Here is a 21,634-nt window from a genome sequence, read left to right as displayed (position 1 = left end):
ATAGTTTGTAGAAGTAAATAGTAAAAAACGATCATTTTGGTGATTTCATGGAATTATCTTGGGTATGGGGATATTATCTTATCTATGTTTTTTTTGCTTTTTTGTTTTATGTTTTCATAAAGAGAAAGGTTTATCTCGCGGGAAAACCGGCAGGTTTATTTTACGGTGCGATTGCACTTGGTATGATTGCGCCTTTCATCGTTTTCCTGTTTGGGTTTGTGATAGGTTTTCTCGTTTTGACAGCAGGCGCTTTGATTCTTTCGTTTTTCTTTCAGATTTACAAAGAAAAAGAGCAGCATGATTCATTGATAGAGGAAAGTGTTAGTGAGCATCACAGTGTTAAGGAGACGGATGAAACGCCTCTTATGGTAGAATCCATATTTCAGGATGAAGATAGAGCAGAAGATAGAGCAAAAGAAAAGGGAGGGGAGAATGATTTGGCTACAGTTGAAAAGAAGGAGGAGAGGGAGATGAACAATATGCGAAACATGGAGGAAACAGGGAAAGAAGAGGCACACTCTTTTCAGGTAGCGAATGAGGATAATCCTCTTTACCATTTTGCTGAGAATGAGACAGAAATGGCGGATAGCGAGCCGACAGGGCTCGAAGACGCTCGCCCGGACGCTTCGCGCGAAGAAGAGCTATACTATTCTGTTTTAAGAGAGGCGGCTGAAGAGGAGAGTGAACAGCAACAACAAAATGATTTCTTGTTAGAGCTTCCTTTGGAGGAGACCAATAAGGAAGAAACAGCAAGTGATGCGTTAGAGGTGTCCGAGAGAAACGAAGAACATGATGGCGAAGAGGGAGATTGCCAACTGGCAGATGATGTCCTTGCAGTTTTTTCGGCGGAACATGTGGAGCAAAAAGCGCAAGAGATGGAAGAAGTGGAACGGCATTTTCTTGCAGCACATACGGAGCTGGCAGAAGGAAAGCATGAAAATGCTTTGCAGAGCTTAAAAAAGGCATTGGCTTACAAGATACCTTTTGCCGCCAGGTTGATGATTATGGAAGATTACATCAAAGTATTGCATGAAATGGGGCTGTATGGACAGAGCATTCAGGAACTACAAAGTTTGTTGCTTGAACTGGAAAAGGCGGAGCTGGAAGAGGAACAGCGCAGCAAGTACAAAGCTGACATTATGCAACAAATTCATTACTTTGAAACGAAGCTTCGTTCGCTGGAAACAGAGGAGAACAAGTATCAGTTTTAAACGTTCATCCCTGCTGCCATTCATGTTGGGATAAACAAATAGATAAACGTATGAAAAGGAGTGCAAAGCCAATGAAACGAAGCCAGGAATTAATCGGGATGCCTATTATTAGCATTATGGATGGTAAAGAAATTGGAAAGGTGAAGAATCTTCTAGTGAATCCGGCGTCCGGGGTTGTTGACTTTTTGACTGTTCATAATGAACGTTGGACGCTGGGGATCAAGGTGCTTCCGTTCGCTCATGTGGGAGGATTGGGCGATTACGCCGTGATGACGGAGAACGAATCGTCTGTAATCGACCTATCCGAAGATACGTTGGCCAACGAATTAAAAGCGAAAGGCATCCAGATTATTGATAGCAAAGTCATTACAACAGCAGGCCAGCTTTTAGGAACGGTGACGGAGTATTACGTAAATAAGGAGAACGGAAAGATTGAAGGATATGTTGTTGAAAAAGAAGGGAATGAACCGGGCGTATTAGCTTCAGCGTTTATTATTACGATTGGAAAAGAAATTCTGGTTGTGAAAGAAGAAAGCAACGCCAATCTGTTGGATGAGCAACAGTTTGCAGGTGAAGAACAACCCTTAATCAGTGAAGAACATCCATTTGGAAGGGAAGAAAAAACCTTAATAAGTGACGAACAATCATTTGTGAAGGAAGAACAACAAGTGGCAGGGGACACTGTGACACAGGAAGAAGGTACGATCAAGAAAGAAATACCGTTTGAAAAGGAATGGATGGCAAAGGAGCAGCCGCTTCCTCTTTTCAAAAATTTGCCCAATTTAACAGGCAAGAGGCTGACAACAGATTTATATGATGAACAGGGGAAACTCCTGCTTGCGAAAGGGGACGTTATTACAGCCGAAGTTATGGAGCAAGTAAAGCAGCTTGGCAGAAACAAGCTTTTTGAATTAACGTTGAAACTTGCTGAGTAAAAGAGGCGAAGGAGTGAGGGAGGAGGATGGAGCGGAAATGCTCCAGCGAATACATAACTTACGATTTTTGTTTGCTTTTTTGCTGATAGCGACACCTGCTCTCTTGTTTAGCGGAGGAGCCTTTTATTTATCAGGGGGATGGAAAAGTAAGCCGAAGGCGGAAACATTTTCCCCAGGAATCACGATCGCGGGAGTTGATATTAGCGGTCTTACGTTTACGGAAGCTGAGGCAAAGCTGAATAGCTTCTTGCAAACAAGGGCAGGGGGATCGCTTCAGGTAACGATAGACGGAAAATCCTTTCCTGTTTTATTAAAGGATATCAACGTCAAGTATGATGTGCCTGGCTCGCTTTTGGAAGCCCGCAAAGCATCTGAGGAACGGTCAGGCATATGGGGCATGTGGAAGCGATGGCGCGGGACAGCGCCTTCACCTGAATTGCCTTTGCGCGTAACGTTTAATCGGGAAAAATTGACGGACATGATCACGGAGATTGCGAAAAATGTAGACCGACCGGCCGTACCTGCTACGGCGAAAGTGTCCGAAACAAAAATTACGATTGTCCCGGAAGTAGAGGGATATAAAGTGGATGTGCCGCAGACGGTTTCTGCGATTGATGATGAATTGCAAAGGCAAAGCCGGCATTTGCGCGTTCCGCTTGTCGTAGAAAAAGATATACCCAAGATAACAAAAGAAACTGTAAAAGATATTAAAGTAATGCTGGCTGAGTATAGCACCACCATTTCCCCTTCCGTACCTAATCGTCTTTTGAATGCGGAGCAGGCTGTTCGGCTCATTAATGGAACCGTACTGTTGCCGGATCAAACCTTCTCTTTTTACCAAACAGCAGGTCCTTATACAGAAGGAAAAGGGTATTTATCTGTTCCCATTCTTAAGGATGAAAACGTGCAAGACGGTGTTGCGGGAGGAGCGGTGCAAGTTGCGTCTACTTTATATATTGCAGCGGTCAAGAGCGGTCTGCCGATCATCGAACGACACAATAATGTGCGCCCGGTTGAGTTTATTCCGGCAGGATATGATGCTTTTGTCAGAGGGAAAGAATTTGATTTGCGCTTTGTGAATCGGATGAAGCAACCGATTTACATTCATGCAGAAATTAAAAACCGGCAGCTTAGGATTGCTATTTTTGGAGCCAAGCCGGTTCCTCCTGTTACCATTGAGGCAAAAGAAGAGGAGCAGATCGCTCCGGAAACGATTGTTCGCAGCGATAATACGCTACCTCCAAGAGCAGAAAAAATCATTCGACGCGGTAAAGCAGGGCTCAGGGTTAAAGTGTTTGTTTCCTGTTATAAAGAGGATGGAAGCCTAAAGACTGAGCTATTGTCGGATGATTATTATAGGCCGTTGCACAACATCGTAGCATTTGGCCCGGTTTATGAGGGAATGGCGCTTGAAACGGAGCAAGCAGACAAGAAGAACACAGCGGAAAGGCAGGATACCGCCAGTTCTTCAGCAGGCGAGCAAAAGAATAAAACTGAAAAGCCGAATGGTCAGAATAAAGAGCAGTCGGAACAGCAGGGGAACGTTTATATTTTGGATTAAATGCAGGAGGGAGGAACTTGGAGAAAAAGCGGCTGGGCGATATTTTGATTGAAATGCGGATCATTTCCGAAGCGCAGTTGCAAGAGGCGCTAGAAGAACAGAAAAATACAAAGATGAAATTAGGCGATGTTCTTCTAAAAAAGGGATTCATAAATGAGCAGCAGCTTATCGAAATTCTTGAGTTTCAACTTGGTATTCCCCATGTGAGTCTTTATCGTTATAAGTTAGAACCGGCCTTATCAGGCCTATTATCTGAAGAAATCGCAAGGCGTTATCAGGTCGTTCCTTTAAAACGCGACGGAGATCAACTGACCGTGGCTATGGTTGATCCGCTCGACTATTTTGCGATTGACGAAATGCGGATCAGCACCGGCTGCATGATTGTTCCTGTCATTGCCACAAAAGAAGAGGTACAGCGTGCCATCAGCCGAATATATGGCATGCAGGATTCGGTAAAAGAGCTGATGGATGATATAAGCGGCCATATGACGGTAGAAGAAGAAGAATTATCGGCCGAAGATTCTCCGATCGTCAGACTCGTTACTCAGATGTTTGAACAGGCGATACAGTTACGGGCGAGCGACATCCATATTGATCCTCAGGAGGAGGGGATCAAAATCCGCTACCGGATTGATGGCGTGATGCGGACGGAGCGCATGCTCCCACGTCATATGATGGGCATTTTGACTGCGCGAATTAAAATTATGTCCAACCTTAATATTGCGGAGCGCCGCTTGCCTCAGGATGGCAGAATCGAAATGCACGTAGGGCTTAAGGCGATTGATGTACGGGTATCCACGCTTCCGACGGTGTACGGGGAGAAAATTGTGATGCGTTTGTTGGATACGACAACCGCGTTGCTTGAACTGGATAAGCTTGGACTTACGAAGCGTAATTTGGCTGTTTTTCGCGATCTGATCAGCCGCCCAAATGGGATCTTGCTTGTAACCGGACCGACGGGCAGCGGAAAATCATCCACCCTTTATGCGGCGCTTAATCACTTGAATAACGATACGGTTAATATTATTACCGTTGAAGATCCGGTTGAGTACCAGTTGGAAGGAATTAATCAGGTACAAGTAAATACGAGTATCGGTATGACGTTTGCCTCCGCTTTGCGGTCGATTCTTCGTCAAGACCCTGACATCATTATGGTTGGTGAGATTCGCGATACGGAAACAGCTGAAATTGCTATCAGGGCGGCGTTGACCGGGCATCTTGTACTCAGTACGCTTCACACGAATGATGCGGTTAGCAGCATTACCCGTTTGGTTGATATGGGAATTCCTCCATTTCTTATTGCTTCTTCTATAAATGGTATCCTTGCGCAGCGGCTTGTACGCCGGGTGTGTCCGCATTGCAAACAAAGCTATGCGCCGCGGGAAGATGAAAAAGAGGTGTTTGCTAGACGGGGGTTAACCATCGAACAGCTGTGGCGTGGAACAGGTTGCGGCAGCTGTAATTCCAGCGGGTACCGGGGACGGCTCGCCATTCATGAAGTTTTCCGAATGGATGATACGTTGCGCCGGATGATCGTGCGGCAAATGCCGGCGTCAGAATACAAAAAATACGCGTTGCAGCATGGCATGATTTTGCTGTTTGATGACGGGCTGCTGAAAGTCAAGCAGGGATTAACGACGCTTGAAGAGCTGTATCGCATTACGACGCGGGAATAGCAAGATGGTATAAGGGGTGATAGGGATGTCCGCAATTGATATTGCGAAGTTATTGCGATACGCCTTTGAAAAAAGAGCCTCCGATTTACATATTACTGCCGGATCCGCTCCGATCTTTCGCATGGATGGCGAATTGTACAGACTTGATATGGAGCCATTAATGCCGTCGGCTACGGAAGCGATCGCTAGAGAGGTAATGGGCGAGGAGCTTTTTACCCGGTTTAAGGAAAAGGGAGAAGCTGACTTTTCTTATGGTTTACCGGGAGTTTCCCGGTTTCGCGTGAATGCGTACCATCAGCGGAAAAGCGTCGGTCTTGTCTTCCGGGTCATTCCGACGCAAATTCCAACGCTAGAATCGCTAAACATGCCGAAAGTTTTAGAAAAGCTTTGTCATAAACCGCAGGGGCTGATTATTGTAACCGGGCCGACAGGCAGCGGGAAATCGACGACGCTGGCGGCGATGATCGATTATATCAACCGCACGATGCGCAAACATATTATTACATTGGAAGACCCTATTGAATATTTACACCGGCATAAGCTCTCGATTATTAATCAGCGGGAGATCGGCTTTGATACTGCTGATTTTGCCACAGGTCTTCGCGCCTCGCTCCGTCAAGACCCGGATGTTATTCTGGTGGGCGAGATGCGCGATCTGGAAACGATCAGTACGGCGATCACCGCAGCTGAAACCGGGCACCTGGTGTTTGCTACACTGCATACACCGGACGCACCGCAGACGATCGATCGCATTATTGACGTGTTTCCTGGCAACCAGCAGACGCAGATGCGCATTCAGTTGTCTTCCGTTTTGCTTAGCGTAATTTCACAGAGGCTGTTTGCCAAGATTGGCGGCGGACGTATCGCGGCAACGGAAATTTTGATTAATACACCCGCAGTCAGCAATTTAATTCGGATGGAAAAAGTGCATCAGATTCGCAGCATGATGCAGACGGGACGCGATTTTGGTATGCATACGCTGGAGATGTCTATTAAAGATTTGATCACAAGGGGCATTATTATGAAAGAGTCGGCACAGAACTATATGAATGAAAAGGTGCTGGAGTAGATGACAACGTTCGCTTATGAAGCAAGGGAACGTGGTGGCAAAAAGAAAAAGGGGACGATTACTGCGGCGACCCAAAGTGCGGCCATTGCCGAACTCAAAAAGCGTGGCCTGATTGTGCTGGCTGTGAAAGAAGAGAAAAAAACGATTTTGCATAAAGAGATTACGTTTGGCCGTCCTGTAAAAAATCGTGATTTTGTCGTGTTTTTGCGGCAATTTGCGACCCTCATCCGCGCTGGCGTCGGATTGGTGGATTCGCTGCATACGCTGGCTGCCCAAACGGAAAATAAGCAATTTCGGAAAGCATTAGAAGACATTAAATCGGATATTCGCAATGGGATTCAATTGTCCGAGGCGGCGGCGAAACACTCAAAAATTTTTGAGCCATTGTTTTTGAGCATGGTAAAAGCCGGTGAAGCCTCCGGAAATATGGAAGTCATTCTGGAGCGTTTGGCGCTGTTTTATGAGAAGTCTCATTATACGAAGGAAAAAGTAAAATCAGCGATGACATACCCGCTCGTCCTGCTTGTGCTGGCGATAGGGGTTACCGTTTATTTGCTTACAAGCGTCGTTCCTACTTTTGTTGGGATGTTTCAAAGCTTGAATGCTGAGTTGCCTGCGATTACGAAGTTCGTGCTGGCAGTAAGCAATAGTTTAGTGCATTATTGGTACATTTATACTATTACCATGCTTTTATTATCCATTTTTTCTCTTATTTTAGTAAAAATGGAATATGGGCAGAAAGTCACAAGTTATCTCAAGTTGAAAGTCCCTATTTTTGGTTCATTATACCAGAAGGGGTTGCTGGCCCGAATGAGCCGTACGTTGAGTACGCTTTTTTCTAGTTCGGTGCCCATTTTGCAAGCTTTAACAATCGTGGAGGAGGTGATGCATAATCAAATCATAGGCAAGGCGTTAGCAGACGCGAAAGAGAGTTTGCGGCAGGGACGGCCTTTGTCCGAACCGCTGAAAGAGTCGTGGGTGTTTCCGCCGCTCGTTACGCGGATGATCGCCATCGGTGAAGAGACGGGGGCGCTGGAGACGATGCTTGACAAGGTCGCGGACTTTTACGAGGCCGAAGTGGAAAATACGGTGGACAAAGTGAAGGCGTTGATTGAACCGATTATGATTGTTGTCCTTGCCGTACTCATCGGAACCATTGTCATATCGATTATGGTTCCAATGTTTGAAATGTATTCACATATTAAGTAAAAGAAAAGAGGGAGAGGAAAACACATGCTGACTCAAATGAAAAAAGTGTGGAAAGAGCAACGCGGTTTAACATTGATTGAATTGCTCGCAGTTGTTGTTATTCTTGGTATTATTGCGGCCATTGCCGTACCAGCGATTGGAAACATTATTGAAAATCAGAAATTAAAGACGCATAAGGCGAATGCGATTATGGTACTTGATGCAGCAAAATTATATTATTTGGATAATCCTGAACAAGTCGACAAAGAAGTAGAGTTGGAAGATTTAGCTCAAGCTAATGCAAATAATGGTAAAAAATATCTTGATGCTATACCTATAAATCCAGAAACGAACCAACCTTATACTAATGGTACAATTAAGTATAATAACGGTGATCTTATGATAACGTTAGGAGGAGCTAAATTAGGAAAAGATAAAAAAGAGATTAAAGACATGACTCGACAAGACATATTAAGGGACGGTAATAAATAGGCATATATCATGAATTTCCAAGGCTTCCGCACGCACAAAAGCGCGGAGCCTTGTTTTTTCCAAAATACGTGGATCATGAAGAAAGGAGCACTATGGATTTCGCTATTCTTTTGCTCGTTTTTCTTTTCGGTCTTCTTTTCGGTTCATTTTTCAATGTCGTCGGGTTGCGGGTGCCGCAAGAACAATCGCTGCTTGCTCCGCCGTCACATTGCCCGACATGTAAAAAACAGCTCAAACCGATCGATCTAATTCCGATTCTCTCTTATTTGATTGCGCGCGGAAAATGCAGGTATTGCCGCGCCCCGATTTCTCCGGTATACCCGCTGATCGAGCTGGCAACCGGAATTTTATTCGCTGCGGTGTACGCTGTATATGATTTTACTCCAGTAGCGTGGCTCTATTTGTTATTTATCTCTTTGCTGGTGATCATTACAGTTTCAGACCTGGCATACCGGATCATTCCGGATAAAGTACTGCTGCCATTTTTTCTCGTGTTTCTTGTGCTTCGTTTCTTTATTCATCCGGACGAAACGTATCTTTCGCATTTGATCGGCATGGTGCTCGGGTTTACCATTTTCTATATAATTGCGATTGTTTCAGGAAACGGCATCGGAGGCGGGGATATTAAGTTGTTTGCTGTTGTTGGCCTTTTCCTCGGCTACCCTTTGCTTCTGTTGACGATTCTTCTTTCTACCTTTTTCGGGGCGTTCTATGGGGTATTGCTGATGATATTTCGGGGAGCCGGGCGAAAGACGAAAGTGCCGTTCGGGCCGTTCATTGCGCTGGGCGCGTTGCTTGCTTTGTTCAAAGGCTATGATCTGATTGCGTGGTATTTCAGTTTTTTTTACTAATGCATGGATACAAAAAGACGGAAGAGGGATTGCTGTGAAACGAACGTTACCGAGGATAACATTCCCCAGATTTTCGCTCAAAGATTTCAAAGTCCCTTCTTATTTATTGCGGAAAAAGTCCGGCCATATCGGGATGGTGCTGGAAGATAGAGGATTGCGGTATGCGGAAGTACACCATGATGCCCAGACGATTCATATTAAAAAAGCCGGCTTTTTTGAACTGGATAGCGGTTTAATTGAACGGGGCAAGCTGATTGACTGTGCGCGCATCGAAAGTGAATTGAGCACAAAGGTACAGGAAGAAGGACTAAAAGGAAAAAAAGCAATCATTTCGCTTCCAAGCTCTTCTGTTTTTATCCGGAAAGTTCTCTTGCCACCCGTTCCGGAAAAAGAAGTGCGGATGTTGTTGGAAGTGGAGCTGGAGTCCACGGTTCATGTTCCGTTCCAGCGCCCGTACTTTGATTATTACAAATTGGAACAAGCGCCAAACGGTGAAGCGGAAGAAGAGCAGGAACAGTATTGGGTTGTTGCTGCACCGGGAGATTTAGTCGATCAATATATTGAACTGTTTTCCGTATTGCGTATCGAACTCGTTGCGGCAGAAATCGAGCCGCTGGCGCTATATCGTGTCCTTGCTAAATACCGGGCTGAGGAAGAAGAATTTATCATTGTACAGCTTGGGCTTCACTCGGTCAATGTTTTCTTTTTCAAAGGTGACATTCCGGAGTTTGTTCGCAACATCCCGATTGACTTAACAAACTATAACATTACATTAGATGAAAGAGGCATGCAGTCTTATTCTCTCATTCAATATATGGAAGATAGAGGGATGTTTGACGGATTTGCGAGGGATTTAATACGAGAACTGGAACGTGTGCTTACGTTTTATGAATTTAATATGAAAAAAGATGGTACACGCATTAGCAAGATGTATCTTACCGGTGATTTTCCAAATATCGAAAAAATAATTTCTATTTTACAGGAAAATATTAAGCATGCGGAGGTTACGCGGTTTCCTGCCGAGCATATTTTCCATCCTTTTACCGGGCAGGATGAAGTTCAAGCGTATATGGCTCCGATTGGTTTAGCGATGAGAGGGTAGCGGAAATGGTAGATATTAATCTTCTTCCCCGAAAAAAAACGAGCGTTTCTCGCATGGTTGTTGTGTTTAGCATAATCGGTGTTTTTTGGCTGTTAGCAGCCGGATATTTAGGGATGTTATATGTGACAGGCAAGAAAGAAACGGCCAGCATGCAGGCGGAGATAGAAAGGATTGAAAAGCAATTGAGCGCTATGCAACAACGGCAGGGACAAGCTGTGACGGTTGACGATTATCTGGATTTGTCTAATAAGCTGCAACATGTATTCTATCCGACAACTCTGCTGCTCGATGAACTGGCTTCCCAATTGCCTGAACAAGGAAAAGTAATGTCTCTTTCCTATAATATGGACGGAAAAATCGAAGTAGAAGGCCGTTTTGAACAGTATGAGGATATTGCGGCGTATTTATATAATGTGCAACAGTTACCGCGCGTTATGAAGGCGGATGTTAAAAGGATTACAATAGTTAAGACGGAATGGATTGGACCTAGAGATGAGAAAGGCAACCCGCTTTCCCTCTCGCTGCGACTTATGGGCGGCAAAATTCTCCCTTATTATCAGGCCCGATTTGAATTCATTACTCAGACGATAGATGAAAAAAATTTCCGCAAAAACACTTCGCCTAACAAGCAAAGCGGAGCGACTAAACAGGCAGGAGAGAGGGAGTAGAAAATGGAGGAAAAGCAGCGTCAATATGTTTTGCTTGGATTGGCTCTATTATTTTTGATGCTAGCTGTGTTCTATTATTTGTATGTTATGCCGGTACTAAATCAAAAGCGGGAGGCGGAGATACAGCTGCAACAGAAGAAAGCAGAGCTTGAACTGGCCACAAAGCAAAAGAAAGAAGCAGATACGCGCCCACCGCAGGAGAAATTGCGGCAGATCGCTGAACTGTTTCCGGTAAAATCTTACGATGAGCAGCTGGTTAAAGAGTTTGGAAAGTTGCAGTCTATTAGCAAGATAGCGATAGAGGATGCGTCGTTTGAGGAAAATAAAGAGATAAACGCGGCGGATCTGGCAAAAGAAATTGTCTCTGAAGAAGTCGAAGAGAAGACGGCTGATATACCGAAAGAACAAGCGCCAAAAGTTACGCGTGCGGAGCTTGAGAAGTATTTGCCCCGTTCTTCGATTCGGAATATGAAAATTAAGCTGAGCATAAAAGGGGAATATAAAGACGTTTACAGGTTTGTTACTGAGATTCAGCAGATGTCCAGGTATTTGCGTGTAGATAAGCTTATGTTTAAACAGAAACAAGAGGATGATTTCAAAATTCCAAAAGAAAAGGGGATTGAAGCTAACTTAGAGCTAACTGGATATTACGCGCCGCAGTATGCATCGCTTCTGGACAAACTTCCTTCTGTTCATACAGACCCGCCGTCGGGTAAATGGGACCCGACACAATATCCAGTTATTGAAAAAGAAGATGTACAACCCCATTCATAATGTAAGAGCCTGCCTCATATGGATAAAGTAACGATACTTATCCAAGAGAGGGAGAGGCTTCACATGAAGAAAAGACCGGACTATACGATTCGCATAAGGCCACGGGAAGAGCTGTCCCGATCGGAGGTGAAGGCGTCTGCTGCGTCGCGCCCGAAAATCAAGCTAAATTGTTCGCCTGTTTCTGTTATTCCAGCGAAAGCGGAGGAGCAGAACGAACCGTTATCTCCGCCTGTAGCTGCCGCAGTAACAGAGAGCATGATGAATCATAAGGAAATAGAAGAAGTAGAAAGTATAGGTTTTCGTGCGCCCATTACACCGTTATTCGGACACAAAAAGCGCTCAGGTCGTTCTTTCAAGCCGCCGCGGAATTTTTTTCAACTGTCCGCAGTTGTCGGAGGCGCTGTATCCGTCGGGCTTTTGTTCGGCTATGTTATCTTGCACACATTTACGACCGGGTCGACGCCAACCGTAGAAGATATGACAAAGCCGTCTGTAGCTTTGACACAGAAAGGGGAAAACGGAGCAGCAGGGCGGACAAGCACAGAAATAGGCACGCAAGCTTCCGTGCAAGGGCAGTCGGCCGTGCCCAAGAGAAAATCCTTAACGCTCACACTTCCGGTTATGTCCTTGTATATGGTGCAGGGGGGCGTGTTTAGCACCAGGGCGGGAGCGGAACAGGAAGCCGCCGCTTTGCGGGAGAAAGGTTGGCCGGTGCATATGGTGGAAGAAGCGGGCAAACAAATGCTGTTTCTCGGAGTTAGCGCTTTGCGGGATGATGCGCTTGCGCTTGCCCAAGTGTATCGCGCGGACAAGCAGGAGGTTTATATTAAAGAGAAGAGTCTGCCTGCGGGAACAATAACGGTTGCGGTACCGGAGGAGCTAACATCCTCAACGATGGAAGAAATCAAGCGTTTTGGTCAGACACAGGCGGATTTGTTTCAGAATGTGTCGCTCCTTACCGGAGAAGGATTTAAGACAGGAAAAATCGAGCAGGCCGCCATTCAAAAAATGATGGCCAAACACCGGGAGTTGTTGCAGCAGGGAAGAAGCTTGACAACCGTACTTGCTGAGCAACAGAAAACATTATTGCAAAGTGCTTTAAATGAAATGACGACCGCCGTCACCACATTGCAGCAGTTCTCATCCCAGCCGAACAGGACATATTTATGGCAGGCAGAGGAAAAAATATTACGGTTTATCGCTTTTTATAAGCAATGGCAGGAAGCGATGGCAACACCGGCCGCATCTTCTTCTCCCTTTTAGAAAAGAACAGGATTTTATTTCCTGTTCTGTTTGTTTTTACATGACTAAACGTTTCGCTTTTCGTTATTGTGCTGCTTAAAGGTCTTTGCTAAACTTAATATGATATAAGTCGATAAGGAAGAAGAAGCATATCTTTACAGTACCCAAGTAGGAGCAGGTGAATCACTTTGGCAAAAACAAACCAGCCTTCCATTGTTCTCGCGTCGGCGTCTGCTCGGCGCAAAGAATTGCTGGCCGGATTGGGCCTTACGTTTACCGTGCAGCCGAGCGTGGCGAGCGAAGTGGTGGAGGAAGAAGTATCCCCTGAGGAGTACGTGACCATTCTTGCACAGCGCAAGGCTAGAGATGTGGCATTTTCGCTTGCGGACAATGAGAATGAATCGTTTCTCGTCATCGGTTCCGACACCATAGTGGTATTGGACGATACCATTCTGGGTAAGCCCGGACATGAAGAAGAAGCGTTCCGTATGCTGTCAAGCCTGCAGGGAAGGACGCATACGGTTTATACTGGCGTCTGTATTGTCGAAACTGCGACAGGCAGAGAGAAAAGCGGATACCGGGCTACGAAAGTTACCATGCGGAAGCTAACACCGGATAAGATTCGCCGCTACATCGCTACCGGCGAGCCGATGGATAAAGCGGGCGCGTACGGTATTCAAGGGTATGGAGCGATGCTTGTATCCCATCTTGAGGGAGATTATTTTTCTGTAGTCGGACTTCCAGTCGCATTGGTTAGTGACTTTCTGGAAGAATTTGGTGTAAAATTACTATAGGCGTCCGCCTATGCCGGATATGCCTATGGGGATGCACCATTAGGAAGGCAGCAGGAATGGCCCCGTATTTTTACGAATGGGGGAGTCCATATGCAACAGAGGGACATGCTGTCTCAAGACTATTATCCTATGCTGAAAAATATGCCGGAATCAGACAGGCCGCGGGAACGGATGATGCGGGTAGGGCCAGGCGCGCTTTCTGACGCGGAATTGCTGGCCCTGCTCTTGCGCACCGGGTCTGCGGAAGAGTCGGTGATGTCGCTTGCCTGCCGGGTATTAAACCGGTTTGAAGGGGTGCGTGGTTTAAAATCGGCTTCGTTCGAAGAACTGATCGCGATGAAGGGAATCGGTCCGGCAAAAGCTTTGCTGATTATGGCTGGTCTTGAGCTGGGAAAACGCATGAGCACTGCCCTTCCGTCCGACCGTTTTGCCATTCGTTCGCCGAAAGACGTCGCCGATGTTATGATGGAAGAGTTGCGTTACCACACACAAGAACATTTTGTCTGCTTGTACCTCAATACAAAGAATCACATTATCGGCAGAGAAACAATTTTTATTGGAAGCTTGAATTCATCCATTGTTCACCCACGTGAAGTCTACAAAGAAGCGATTCGCCGCAGCAGTGCCTCCGTGATTTGTCTTCATAATCATCCAAGTGGTGATCCCGCACCGAGCCGGGAAGATATTGACGTAACGCGTCGTCTTCAAGAAGCGGGGCGTATTCTTGGCATTGAATTGCTTGATCACGTTATTATTGGTGATGGACGATTTTACAGTATGAAAGAGAAGGGGCATTTAGCATAATGCTATCCTTTTCCTTATTGAAAAAGTATAGGGTTTCAGTATAATTTTATAGTTGTTGTCGCAAGATTACATATGCGCTTAACATGAAGGGAGAAATTACACCGATGTTTGGTAGCTTTAATAGAGATATGGGTATTGACCTTGGTACGGCCAATACGCTTGTATATGCGAAGTCGAAAGGAATTGTTGTTCGTGAACCATCTGTTGTCGCGCTGCGCACAGATACCGGGAGTATTGAAGCGGTAGGGAATTCAGCCAAAAGCATGATCGGTAGAACGCCGGGCAATATTGTGGCGGTTCGTCCTATGAAAGACGGTGTTATTGCCGATTTTGAAACGACGGCTACGATGTTGCGCTACTTTATTGAGCAGGCGCAGAAAAACCGTGGCCTGTTTTCGCGCAAGCCGAATGTGATGGTATGCGTTCCTTCCGGTATTACTGCGGTAGAAAAACGCGCAGTAGAAGACGCGACAAAGCTTGCAGGTGCGCGTGAAGCGTTTACGATTGAGGAGCCGTTTGCTGCGGCTATTGGCGCAGATCTTCCTGTATGGGAACCGACCGGAAGCATGGTTGTTGATATCGGCGGCGGTACGACAGAAGTAGCGATCATTTCGCTGGGCGGAATTGTGACAAGCAAATCCATCCGTGTTGCTGGCGATGAAATGGATGAAGCAATTATCCAATATATTAAGAAGAAATATAATTTGATGATCGGGGAGCGGACAGCGGAAACGCTGAAGATGGAAATCGGTTCCGCCATTCCGCCAGAGCAGCCGGAAAAAATGGATATTCGTGGCCGCGATTTGATTTCTGGTTTGCCGAAGACAATCGAAATTACAGCTGAGGAAATTGCTGAAGCGCTGAGTGAGACCGTGACAAGCATTGTGGACGCGGTGAAAATTACCCTGGAGAAAAGCCCGCCGGAGCTGGCGGCCGATATTATGGATCGCGGTATTGTACTGACTGGCGGTGGCGCGCTGTTGCGCAATCTGGATAAACTTCTGGCGGAAGAGACAGGTATGCCTGTGCTTGTAGCGGAAAATGCTCTTGATTGCGTGGCAATTGGTACAGGCCGTGCGCTTGAAAATCTTCATTTATTTAAATCAAAATCTGGCATCACGATGCGTTCCAGCCGCAAGTAAGCAGGTGTTGAGGAGTGTCCAGTTTCTTTGGCAATAAGCGGTTAATTGCGATACTCATGGGGTTGATTGTGCTGATTGTGGTGATGGGTGCTACGTTAAAGGAGCGCCCTTTTCCCACATGGCCGGAACGGTTGGTGAAAGACTCCGTTTCATTTGTTCAGGGACTCTTTTACAAGCCGACCATGCTTGTTTCCGGTTTTTTTCAAGATGTTAGGGACATTTATAACGTATACGAAGAGAACAAGGCATTGAAAGCGGAACTGGATAAGCACGCGAAGCTGAAGGGGGAAGTGGAAGAACTTCGCCGCGAAAATGCCCGCTTGCGTTCCATGATTAATATTAAAGATGACAAACTGAGAGGGTATAAGTGGTATGCGGCCGATGTCATCGCACGTACACCAGATCGCTGGAACAACACGCTGATTATCAGCAAAGGAAAAAACGATGGTATCGAACCGGATATGGCCGTCATATCGTCACAGGGCGCGCTTATCGGGCGCATCAAGAACGTCTCCCATTTTTCTTCGCAGGTTGAATTGTTGATGGATATCGAACAGGCAAATCACATTTCAGCAGTGATTCAAGGGAGTCAGGCGATTTACGGAGTCATCGAGAGCTATGACTTAGAAAAGCATGAACTTATCATGCGTAAAATTCCAAAAACAAAAGATTTGAAGATTGTGCCGGGTCAATACGTGACCACTTCCGGTATGGGAGGCGTGATGCCACCGGGCTTAGTTATCGGACGTGTAAGTTCCGTCGAGGAGGGAGATTACGGATTAACACAGACCGCGCGCATCACTCCGTTGGCGAATTTCTATCAGATTGAACAGGTGTTCGTGGTTAAGCGCGATTTTGTCGCCAAGCCGGAATCGATAGAGCAGGAAAAAGAACAACGTGCGAAGAAGGCTAACAAGTAACGGAACCTTTAGAAAGGCAGGGCTTGGCAAGTGAGAATTGGCGCAATATCCGTTGTCATGTTTTTTCTGTTTTTAATTGAAGGTACGATTGCCCAGGTGTTCGCTTCGGAAGTATGGGATCTTCCTTGGCTTATCGTCCCTCGTTTCGTTTTGGTGGGGGTCGTGTTTATCGGGTTATATGGAGGCAGAAGAAGGGGATTTTTTTTCGGCCTGTGTTTCGGACTCCTTTATGATATTGTTTATGCTCAGGTTATTGGTGTGTACGCGTTTTCAACAGCGCTTTTGGGATATCTGGCTGGACTTGCGACCCGGTATTTTCACCAGAATTGGTTGCTTGTGTTCTTTACTGTGCTGCTCGTTATTTTTGTAAACGAGTTGCTTGTATATGAGATTTATCATTTATTTAATATAGTCTACATGAGCTGGATTCATTTATTCACGAAAGAGATAATCCCCACCGTTATTGTTAATGCGCTGTATGCTGTACTCATTTTCCGACCGATGAGCAAGCTGCTTAAGCAATCGCGGATCGAGGAGCTTACGTAAGCATTGTGCAGGAGACCTTCGCTTTCGTAGCGAATAATAAGGATATGGGGTGGATCTTTGGCTATGACGAAAATAAAACAAAAAGTGATGATCAAAGGAACCAAAGAGGGCCTCGTGTTTCACATGGATGACACCTGTTCGTTTGACAGTCTGCTTCAAGAATTACGAGAGAAAGTCGAGAACAGCCATCAGCGGATTTTGACCGGCCCTACCGTTGGGATTACGGTTAAGTTGGGGATGCGCTATGTGTCGGAAGAACAGGAGCAGCAGATTCGGGACATTCTCAGAATGCGCGGCAATCTAGTTGTGAAGGCGATTGAATCCGATGTAATTACAAAGGAAGAGGCATTGCGCGACAAATTGGCCTCCCAGGTACGAATTTATACGCGTACGGTACGTTCTGGACAGGTAATACGTCATGAAGGCGATTTATTGCTGATTGGTGATGTCAACCCCGGAGCGCTTGTCATGTGTACAGGAAATATTTTTGTACTTGGGTCGTTGCGCGGAACGGCGCATGCCGGATGCAACGGCAACAAGGAATCCGTAATTGCCGCGTTTGAAATGTTTCCCGCACAAATCCGTATCGCCGGGATCGTGAACCGTAATTCGGATGGAAGGGAGCCTGAAGAGCTGACTTGGATGGAATTTGCGTATGTTGCCGAGGAGCGTCTGGTGATCGAAAAAATGAATCAATTGCATAAAATCCGGCCTGAATTGGGTCGGTTTGTCATATAGGGGGGATCCTTATGGGTGAAGCCATTGTGATTACATCGGGAAAAGGCGGGGTCGGCAAAACGACGACAACGGCCAATATTGGCACGGCTTTGGCGCAGCTGGGCAAACGCGTTTGTCTGGTGGATACTGATATCGGATTGCGTAACCTTGATCTTGTGATGGGACTGGAGAACCGTATCATTTTTGATCTGGTGGATGTTGTGGAAGGAAATTGTAAGCTTCATCAGGCGATGATTAAAGATAAGCGTTTTGATGATTTATTATACTTGCTTCCCGCTGCCCAGACAAAAGATAAATCAGCGGTTACGCCCGAACAAGTAAAAGAACTTATCGACCAGCTCAAGGCGGATTTTGATTACGTGTTGATTGATTGCCCGGCAGGAATCGAACAAGGATTCAGAAATGCGGTCATCGGCGCCGATAAGGCAATTGTTGTCACAACACCTGAAGTTTCTTCTATTCGTGACGCGGATCGAGTCATTGGTTTATTAGAGAGGGAAAACCTGGAAGGCACCTATTTGATCGTAAACCGTATCCGGCCGCATATGACGCGTACAGGCGATATGATTGATGTAGATGACGTGGTTGCGATGCTGTCGATCGATCCGATCGGATATGTGCCGGATGACGAAGAAGTAATCAAGCATTTAAATTTAAAAGAGCCGGTCGCAATGAATCACGAAGCGAAAGCCGGACTTGCATACCGCAATATCGCGCGCCGCATTTTGGGCGATTCGGTGCCGTTTCTAAATATGGATGAGCCAGAAGGATTTTTCAAGAAAGTGAAGCGTTTATTCGGCATTAGATAAGGTGTGGTGCATGCATCGGAGGATGAAGCATGGATTTTGAAAAAAAATATATACGGAATTTGGATTGGCTCTTAATTTTGCTTCTGGTGTGCTTGGGAATCTTTAGTTTTATCGGGATTTCCGGCGCGACAACAACCGCCAATTACGAATGGAAGCAGGTAGTATGGTATGCCATTGGCTTTCTGATTCTGGCCACCGTTCTTTTGTTTGATTATCATTCATTCGGCAATCTTGCCTATGTGCTTTACGGTATTGGGCTGGTGCTTATTATTGGCGTACTGTTCACGCCCGAGAAGAGCGGTGCGCACAGCTGGTACCAGCTTGGTCTATTTGACTTTCAACCTTCCGAATTGATGAAGATTTTTACCATTCTCGCGGTTGCCAAATACATCTCCAAAAAGGATGAGCAGGAAGAGAAGATCGATAATCTAAAAGCGATGCTTCCGATTTTTCTGCTGATTGGCGTGCCGCTGTTGTTAATTCTTATTCAGCCGGATTTAGGAACATCGCTCGTATTCATCGGAATTTTGTTTTGCATGCTGATCGTGGCCGGTGTTCCTATGCGTTATTTCGTAATGCTTGGCCTTTTAGGCGCGATTTTTTTTGCTTCAATCGCTTATATTTTTATGTTTCATAAGGATTTCTTTTTTGACCATATTATGAAACCATATCAATGGAAGAGGATTGAGGTTTGGCTGGATCCTTATGACCCGAAATACAAGGATGACGGCTACCAGCTTAGACAGTCATTGACAGCTGTCGGCTCCGGACAGCTTCTGGGAAAAGGGATTAACCAAGGAACACAGGCACGCAACGGTTGGGTTCCGGTTGGGGAGAGCGACTTTGTGTTCACTGTAATCGCTGAGGAACTAGGTTTTATTGGCTCCAGCATTTTGATTTTTATTTATTTCTTCTTTATCTATCGGATGCTCCGCATCGCTATGGAAGCAAAAGATACATTCGGCATGTATGTCATTGCCGGGGTTATCGGAATGTATGTGTTTCAGATTTTCGAGAACATCGGGATGACGATTCAGCTGATGCCGATCACCGGACTTCCATTGCCGTTTATCAGTTATGGTGGAAGTTCGCTTGTGACGAACTTTTTTGTGATGGGGATTGTCCTCAGCATTGGAATGCGGCGGAAAAAATTGATGTTTGAATAAGTGCGAAGGGAAGCGCGCCTGTACATCCCGCGAAACGGACAGGCGCGCTTCCTTCTTTCTACAAGATTTAAGTGGGAATAGCCTTCCTTCCTCCCTCATACACTTGTACAAAAGGTAAAGGGAGCGAGGGGTGTGGAAGCATGGCGCGTTTTGATATGGATGGCATTAAGCGACGCAGGGAGGAAAGGCTTCGCCGTTTAAGAGAACAGATGGAAGATACGTATTCTTCTTATTTTTTTGAGGATAGTGGCGAGTTGCCGCCGGTGTATAAAGAACCTATATATCGCCAGCGGGAGTGGGAAGAGCCGTGGGAGCGCTATGGGCACAAGGAAAGCAGTTCACGTTCTATGTTAAGCTTTGGAATGTCTCACAAAACAGTGAAACGGAGAGACAAATTATTTATTAAAATTATAGCGTCGTTTTTTTTGCTTAGTTTGGCGTATGTCATTAACAATGTTTCTTTTCCGGGAGCTGAGAAATACCGGACAGTAATGAATGAGGTTATGCACCGTTCGTATGATTTCGCCGGTATGTCGGCCTGGTATGAAAAGAATTTCGGCTCTGTGCCCACCTTGCTGCCAAATGTGGGCGGTCTTGGCAACGAAGTACAACCTGTGCTGCGAGCGCAGAATATGCTATTAAAAGCGCCTGCTTCGGGCAAAGTCGTACAGACGTTTGCCGAACAGGGGAGCGGGATTTATTTCACGCCAGGTGAAACTTCTATCCGTGCGGTCGATCAAGGATGGGTCACCTTCGTGGGCCAAAAAGAAGGGCTAGGCAACACGGTGATTATCCAGCATGCTAAAGGAATGGAAACATGGTACGCAGGGCTTGCGGAAGTGGAAGTAAAGCAAAATGATTGGGTGGAGATTCAACACACTATCGGAAAAGCGGCGAAAGAAGGACACTTGATTAAGCCGGTATATTTCGCAGTGAAGAAAAATGGGCAATTCGTGAATCCACAGGATGTGGTTCATTTTGAATAATATCTCACTACATGTACACCCGCTGTTCTGGCTAATTATGCTCGGCGCGTTGCTTGTCGGTCAGTTTATGGAGGTCATTACGCTGTTTAGCATTGTGTTACTGCATGAATTGGGACATGTTACAGCCGCCCGCTGGTATGGATGGCGGGTTAAACGTATTGAATTGCTTCCGTTTGGTGGCGTGTTGGAGATCGAAGAGTGGGGAAATACGATGCCGGGGGCGGAATTCGTCGTAGCGCTGGCGGGCCCGCTTGTCAATGCGTTGCTCATCGTTTTCGGCTTGGCGATGATGCAGCTTGAAATATGGTCGTCTGTTTGGACGGCTTTTTTTGTGTACAGTAATTTGCTAATTGGTGGGTTTAATTTGCTTCCTATCTGGCCGCTTGATGGGGGGAGGGTAATGCAGACCGCTTTGAGTCTTGTTTTGCCTTACCGCCAGGCGATGCTATGGTCGATATATATAAGCGGCGCAGGGGCGGCCGGATTGATTGCGTGGAGTTTGTCTTTTGAACCATCGCCGCATTTGAACGGGTTGGCGGTGGCATTTTATCTGCTGTTTAGCGCGTGGATGGCGTATCGGCAGCGTCATGTTCAATTTATAAGGTTTTTGCTTGCACGAAAGACGCAATTAGAGGAAGGATTAGGCCCGGAAATAGAACGTTTAGTATCCGTACCACCTACGCTCACGCTCGCTCAGGCAGTAAAAAAAATCAAGCGCAATTCTTACCAATTTTTTATTGTGCACGGACGCTCGCTGCCTAGTTCTGGTACCGTATTTTCAGAAAAAGTGCTGCTTGCCTATTATTTTTCCGGACGATCACCCCATTGTGCAGTAGAGGAACTTTTGCGGTAAAATTGAGAAGAAAAGAAAGCGTAAGTCCTGCGGTAATATGTCAAGTTCCTCAAACTACGAAATTGGAAATTAAGATGCCTCATTTATCGAAAAAAGGCAGCACTTAA

Annotated in this window: 22 protein-coding genes; all 22 read left to right on the top strand. The window is 45.9% G+C overall.

Going from position 1 to position 21,634, the window contains the following annotated elements; all coding sequences use genetic code 11:
* The first annotated feature begins 47 nt into the window (after positions 1-47).
* The 22 genes from BLR88_RS08130 to BLR88_RS08025 all read left to right on the top strand — a co-directional run bounded on the left by BLR88_RS08130 (position 48) and on the right by BLR88_RS08025 (position 21,527).
* Entirely contained in the window at positions 48-1,211 is a 1,164-nt protein-coding gene (locus tag BLR88_RS08130) for a Yip1 family protein (RefSeq protein ID WP_091260410.1), read from the top strand.
* A gap of 71 nt (positions 1,212-1,282) precedes the next feature.
* Complete coding sequence (locus tag BLR88_RS08125; protein WP_057897880.1) at positions 1,283-2,146, top strand: PRC-barrel domain-containing protein; 864 nt, start codon at positions 1,283-1,285, stop codon at positions 2,144-2,146.
* Between the two features lie 37 nt (positions 2,147-2,183).
* Complete coding sequence (locus BLR88_RS08120; protein ID WP_139184946.1) at positions 2,184-3,707, top strand: VanW family protein; 1,524 nt, start codon at positions 2,184-2,186, stop codon at positions 3,705-3,707.
* Positions 3,708-3,760: 53 nt separating this feature from the next.
* Complete coding sequence (gene gspE, locus BLR88_RS08115) at positions 3,761-5,383, top strand: type II secretion system ATPase GspE (RefSeq protein ID WP_091260432.1); 1,623 nt, start codon at positions 3,761-3,763, stop codon at positions 5,381-5,383.
* A gap of 25 nt (positions 5,384-5,408) precedes the next feature.
* Positions 5,409-6,452: a type IV pilus twitching motility protein PilT gene (locus BLR88_RS08110; protein ID WP_057897882.1), complete on the top strand. Its 1,044-nt coding sequence runs from the start codon at positions 5,409-5,411 to the stop codon at positions 6,450-6,452.
* The gene (locus BLR88_RS08105; RefSeq protein WP_091260408.1) at positions 6,453-7,661 is read left to right on the top strand and encodes a type II secretion system F family protein; all 1,209 of its coding nucleotides are present in this window, start codon (positions 6,453-6,455) and stop codon (positions 7,659-7,661) included.
* Between the two features lie 24 nt (positions 7,662-7,685).
* Positions 7,686-8,132, top strand: coding sequence for a type II secretion system protein (locus BLR88_RS08100; RefSeq protein WP_091260406.1), 447 nt, complete (start codon positions 7,686-7,688; stop codon positions 8,130-8,132).
* Between the two features lie 92 nt (positions 8,133-8,224).
* Entirely contained in the window at positions 8,225-8,983 is a 759-nt protein-coding gene (locus BLR88_RS08095) for a prepilin peptidase (RefSeq protein ID WP_091260404.1), read from the top strand.
* Positions 8,984-9,017: 34 nt separating this feature from the next.
* The gene (pilM, locus tag BLR88_RS08090) at positions 9,018-10,085 is read left to right on the top strand and encodes a type IV pilus biogenesis protein PilM (RefSeq protein WP_091260402.1); all 1,068 of its coding nucleotides are present in this window, start codon (positions 9,018-9,020) and stop codon (positions 10,083-10,085) included.
* A gap of 5 nt (positions 10,086-10,090) precedes the next feature.
* Positions 10,091-10,753 carry a PilN domain-containing protein gene (locus BLR88_RS08085; RefSeq protein ID WP_057897887.1) on the top strand — a complete coding sequence of 221 codons (663 nt, stop codon included), beginning with the start codon at positions 10,091-10,093 and terminating at the stop codon, positions 10,751-10,753.
* A gap of 3 nt (positions 10,754-10,756) precedes the next feature.
* Positions 10,757-11,527, top strand: coding sequence for a type 4a pilus biogenesis protein PilO (gene pilO, locus BLR88_RS08080; protein ID WP_057897888.1), 771 nt, complete (start codon positions 10,757-10,759; stop codon positions 11,525-11,527).
* Positions 11,528-11,590: 63 nt separating this feature from the next.
* On the top strand, positions 11,591-12,790 hold the full coding sequence (locus tag BLR88_RS08075; RefSeq protein ID WP_057897889.1) for a hypothetical protein: 1,200 nt from the start codon (positions 11,591-11,593) through the stop codon (positions 12,788-12,790).
* Positions 12,791-12,957: 167 nt separating this feature from the next.
* Positions 12,958-13,563, top strand: coding sequence for a Maf family protein (locus tag BLR88_RS08070; RefSeq protein WP_057897890.1), 606 nt, complete (start codon positions 12,958-12,960; stop codon positions 13,561-13,563).
* A gap of 90 nt (positions 13,564-13,653) precedes the next feature.
* Complete coding sequence (gene radC / locus BLR88_RS08065) at positions 13,654-14,367, top strand: RadC family protein (protein ID WP_091260401.1); 714 nt, start codon at positions 13,654-13,656, stop codon at positions 14,365-14,367.
* 104 nt (positions 14,368-14,471) lie between these two features.
* Complete coding sequence (locus BLR88_RS08060) at positions 14,472-15,509, top strand: rod shape-determining protein (RefSeq protein WP_057897891.1); 1,038 nt, start codon at positions 14,472-14,474, stop codon at positions 15,507-15,509.
* 14 nt (positions 15,510-15,523) lie between these two features.
* Entirely contained in the window at positions 15,524-16,429 is a 906-nt protein-coding gene (gene mreC, locus BLR88_RS08055) for a rod shape-determining protein MreC (RefSeq protein WP_057897892.1), read from the top strand.
* Positions 16,430-16,459: 30 nt separating this feature from the next.
* The gene (mreD, locus tag BLR88_RS08050) at positions 16,460-16,975 is read left to right on the top strand and encodes a rod shape-determining protein MreD (protein ID WP_057897893.1); all 516 of its coding nucleotides are present in this window, start codon (positions 16,460-16,462) and stop codon (positions 16,973-16,975) included.
* 63 nt (positions 16,976-17,038) lie between these two features.
* Complete coding sequence (gene minC / locus BLR88_RS08045) at positions 17,039-17,713, top strand: septum site-determining protein MinC (protein ID WP_057897894.1); 675 nt, start codon at positions 17,039-17,041, stop codon at positions 17,711-17,713.
* Between the two features lie 11 nt (positions 17,714-17,724).
* Positions 17,725-18,522 carry a septum site-determining protein MinD gene (minD, locus tag BLR88_RS08040; RefSeq protein WP_057897895.1) on the top strand — a complete coding sequence of 266 codons (798 nt, stop codon included), beginning with the start codon at positions 17,725-17,727 and terminating at the stop codon, positions 18,520-18,522.
* Between the two features lie 29 nt (positions 18,523-18,551).
* A complete protein-coding gene (gene rodA / locus BLR88_RS08035; protein WP_057897896.1) occupies positions 18,552-19,688 on the top strand; it encodes a rod shape-determining protein RodA in 1,137 nt (378 codons plus the stop codon).
* Between the two features lie 140 nt (positions 19,689-19,828).
* Entirely contained in the window at positions 19,829-20,674 is an 846-nt protein-coding gene (locus BLR88_RS08030; protein WP_057897897.1) for a M23 family metallopeptidase, read from the top strand.
* Entirely contained in the window at positions 20,667-21,527 is an 861-nt protein-coding gene (locus tag BLR88_RS08025; protein ID WP_057897898.1) for a M50 family metallopeptidase, read from the top strand. The genes BLR88_RS08030 and BLR88_RS08025 overlap by 8 nt, the downstream gene beginning before the upstream one ends.
* The last annotated feature ends 107 nt before the right edge of the window (positions 21,528-21,634 follow it).

It is taken from the genome of Aneurinibacillus thermoaerophilus (assembly GCF_900099925.1).
In the GTDB taxonomy this organism is placed as follows: Bacteria; Bacillota; Bacilli; order Aneurinibacillales; family Aneurinibacillaceae; genus Aneurinibacillus; species Aneurinibacillus thermoaerophilus.
The sequence above is the reverse complement of the archived record's forward strand: the minus strand, read 5'-3'. Positions and strand labels throughout refer to the sequence as shown.

Coding starts and splice junctions, on each gene's coding strand:
- BLR88_RS08130 (WP_091260410.1), top strand. CDS start 48: ATGGAATTATCTTGGGTATGGGGATATTATCTTATCTATGTTTTTTTT.
- BLR88_RS08125 (WP_057897880.1), top strand. CDS start 1,283: ATGAAACGAAGCCAGGAATTAATCGGGATGCCTATTATTAGCATTATG.
- BLR88_RS08120 (WP_139184946.1), top strand. CDS start 2,184: ATGCTCCAGCGAATACATAACTTACGATTTTTGTTTGCTTTTTTGCTG.
- gspE (WP_091260432.1), top strand. CDS start 3,761: ATGCGGATCATTTCCGAAGCGCAGTTGCAAGAGGCGCTAGAAGAACAG.
- BLR88_RS08110 (WP_057897882.1), top strand. CDS start 5,409: ATGTCCGCAATTGATATTGCGAAGTTATTGCGATACGCCTTTGAAAAA.
- BLR88_RS08105 (WP_091260408.1), top strand. CDS start 6,453: ATGACAACGTTCGCTTATGAAGCAAGGGAACGTGGTGGCAAAAAGAAA.
- BLR88_RS08100 (WP_091260406.1), top strand. CDS start 7,686: ATGCTGACTCAAATGAAAAAAGTGTGGAAAGAGCAACGCGGTTTAACA.
- BLR88_RS08095 (WP_091260404.1), top strand. CDS start 8,225: ATGGATTTCGCTATTCTTTTGCTCGTTTTTCTTTTCGGTCTTCTTTTC.
- BLR88_RS08085 (WP_057897887.1), top strand. CDS start 10,091: ATGGTAGATATTAATCTTCTTCCCCGAAAAAAAACGAGCGTTTCTCGC.
- pilO (WP_057897888.1), top strand. CDS start 10,757: ATGGAGGAAAAGCAGCGTCAATATGTTTTGCTTGGATTGGCTCTATTA.
- BLR88_RS08075 (WP_057897889.1), top strand. CDS start 11,591: ATGAAGAAAAGACCGGACTATACGATTCGCATAAGGCCACGGGAAGAG.
- radC (WP_091260401.1), top strand. CDS start 13,654: ATGCAACAGAGGGACATGCTGTCTCAAGACTATTATCCTATGCTGAAA.
- BLR88_RS08060 (WP_057897891.1), top strand. CDS start 14,472: ATGTTTGGTAGCTTTAATAGAGATATGGGTATTGACCTTGGTACGGCC.
- minC (WP_057897894.1), top strand. CDS start 17,039: ATGACGAAAATAAAACAAAAAGTGATGATCAAAGGAACCAAAGAGGGC.
- minD (WP_057897895.1), top strand. CDS start 17,725: ATGGGTGAAGCCATTGTGATTACATCGGGAAAAGGCGGGGTCGGCAAA.
- rodA (WP_057897896.1), top strand. CDS start 18,552: ATGGATTTTGAAAAAAAATATATACGGAATTTGGATTGGCTCTTAATT.
- BLR88_RS08030 (WP_057897897.1), top strand. CDS start 19,829: ATGGCGCGTTTTGATATGGATGGCATTAAGCGACGCAGGGAGGAAAGG.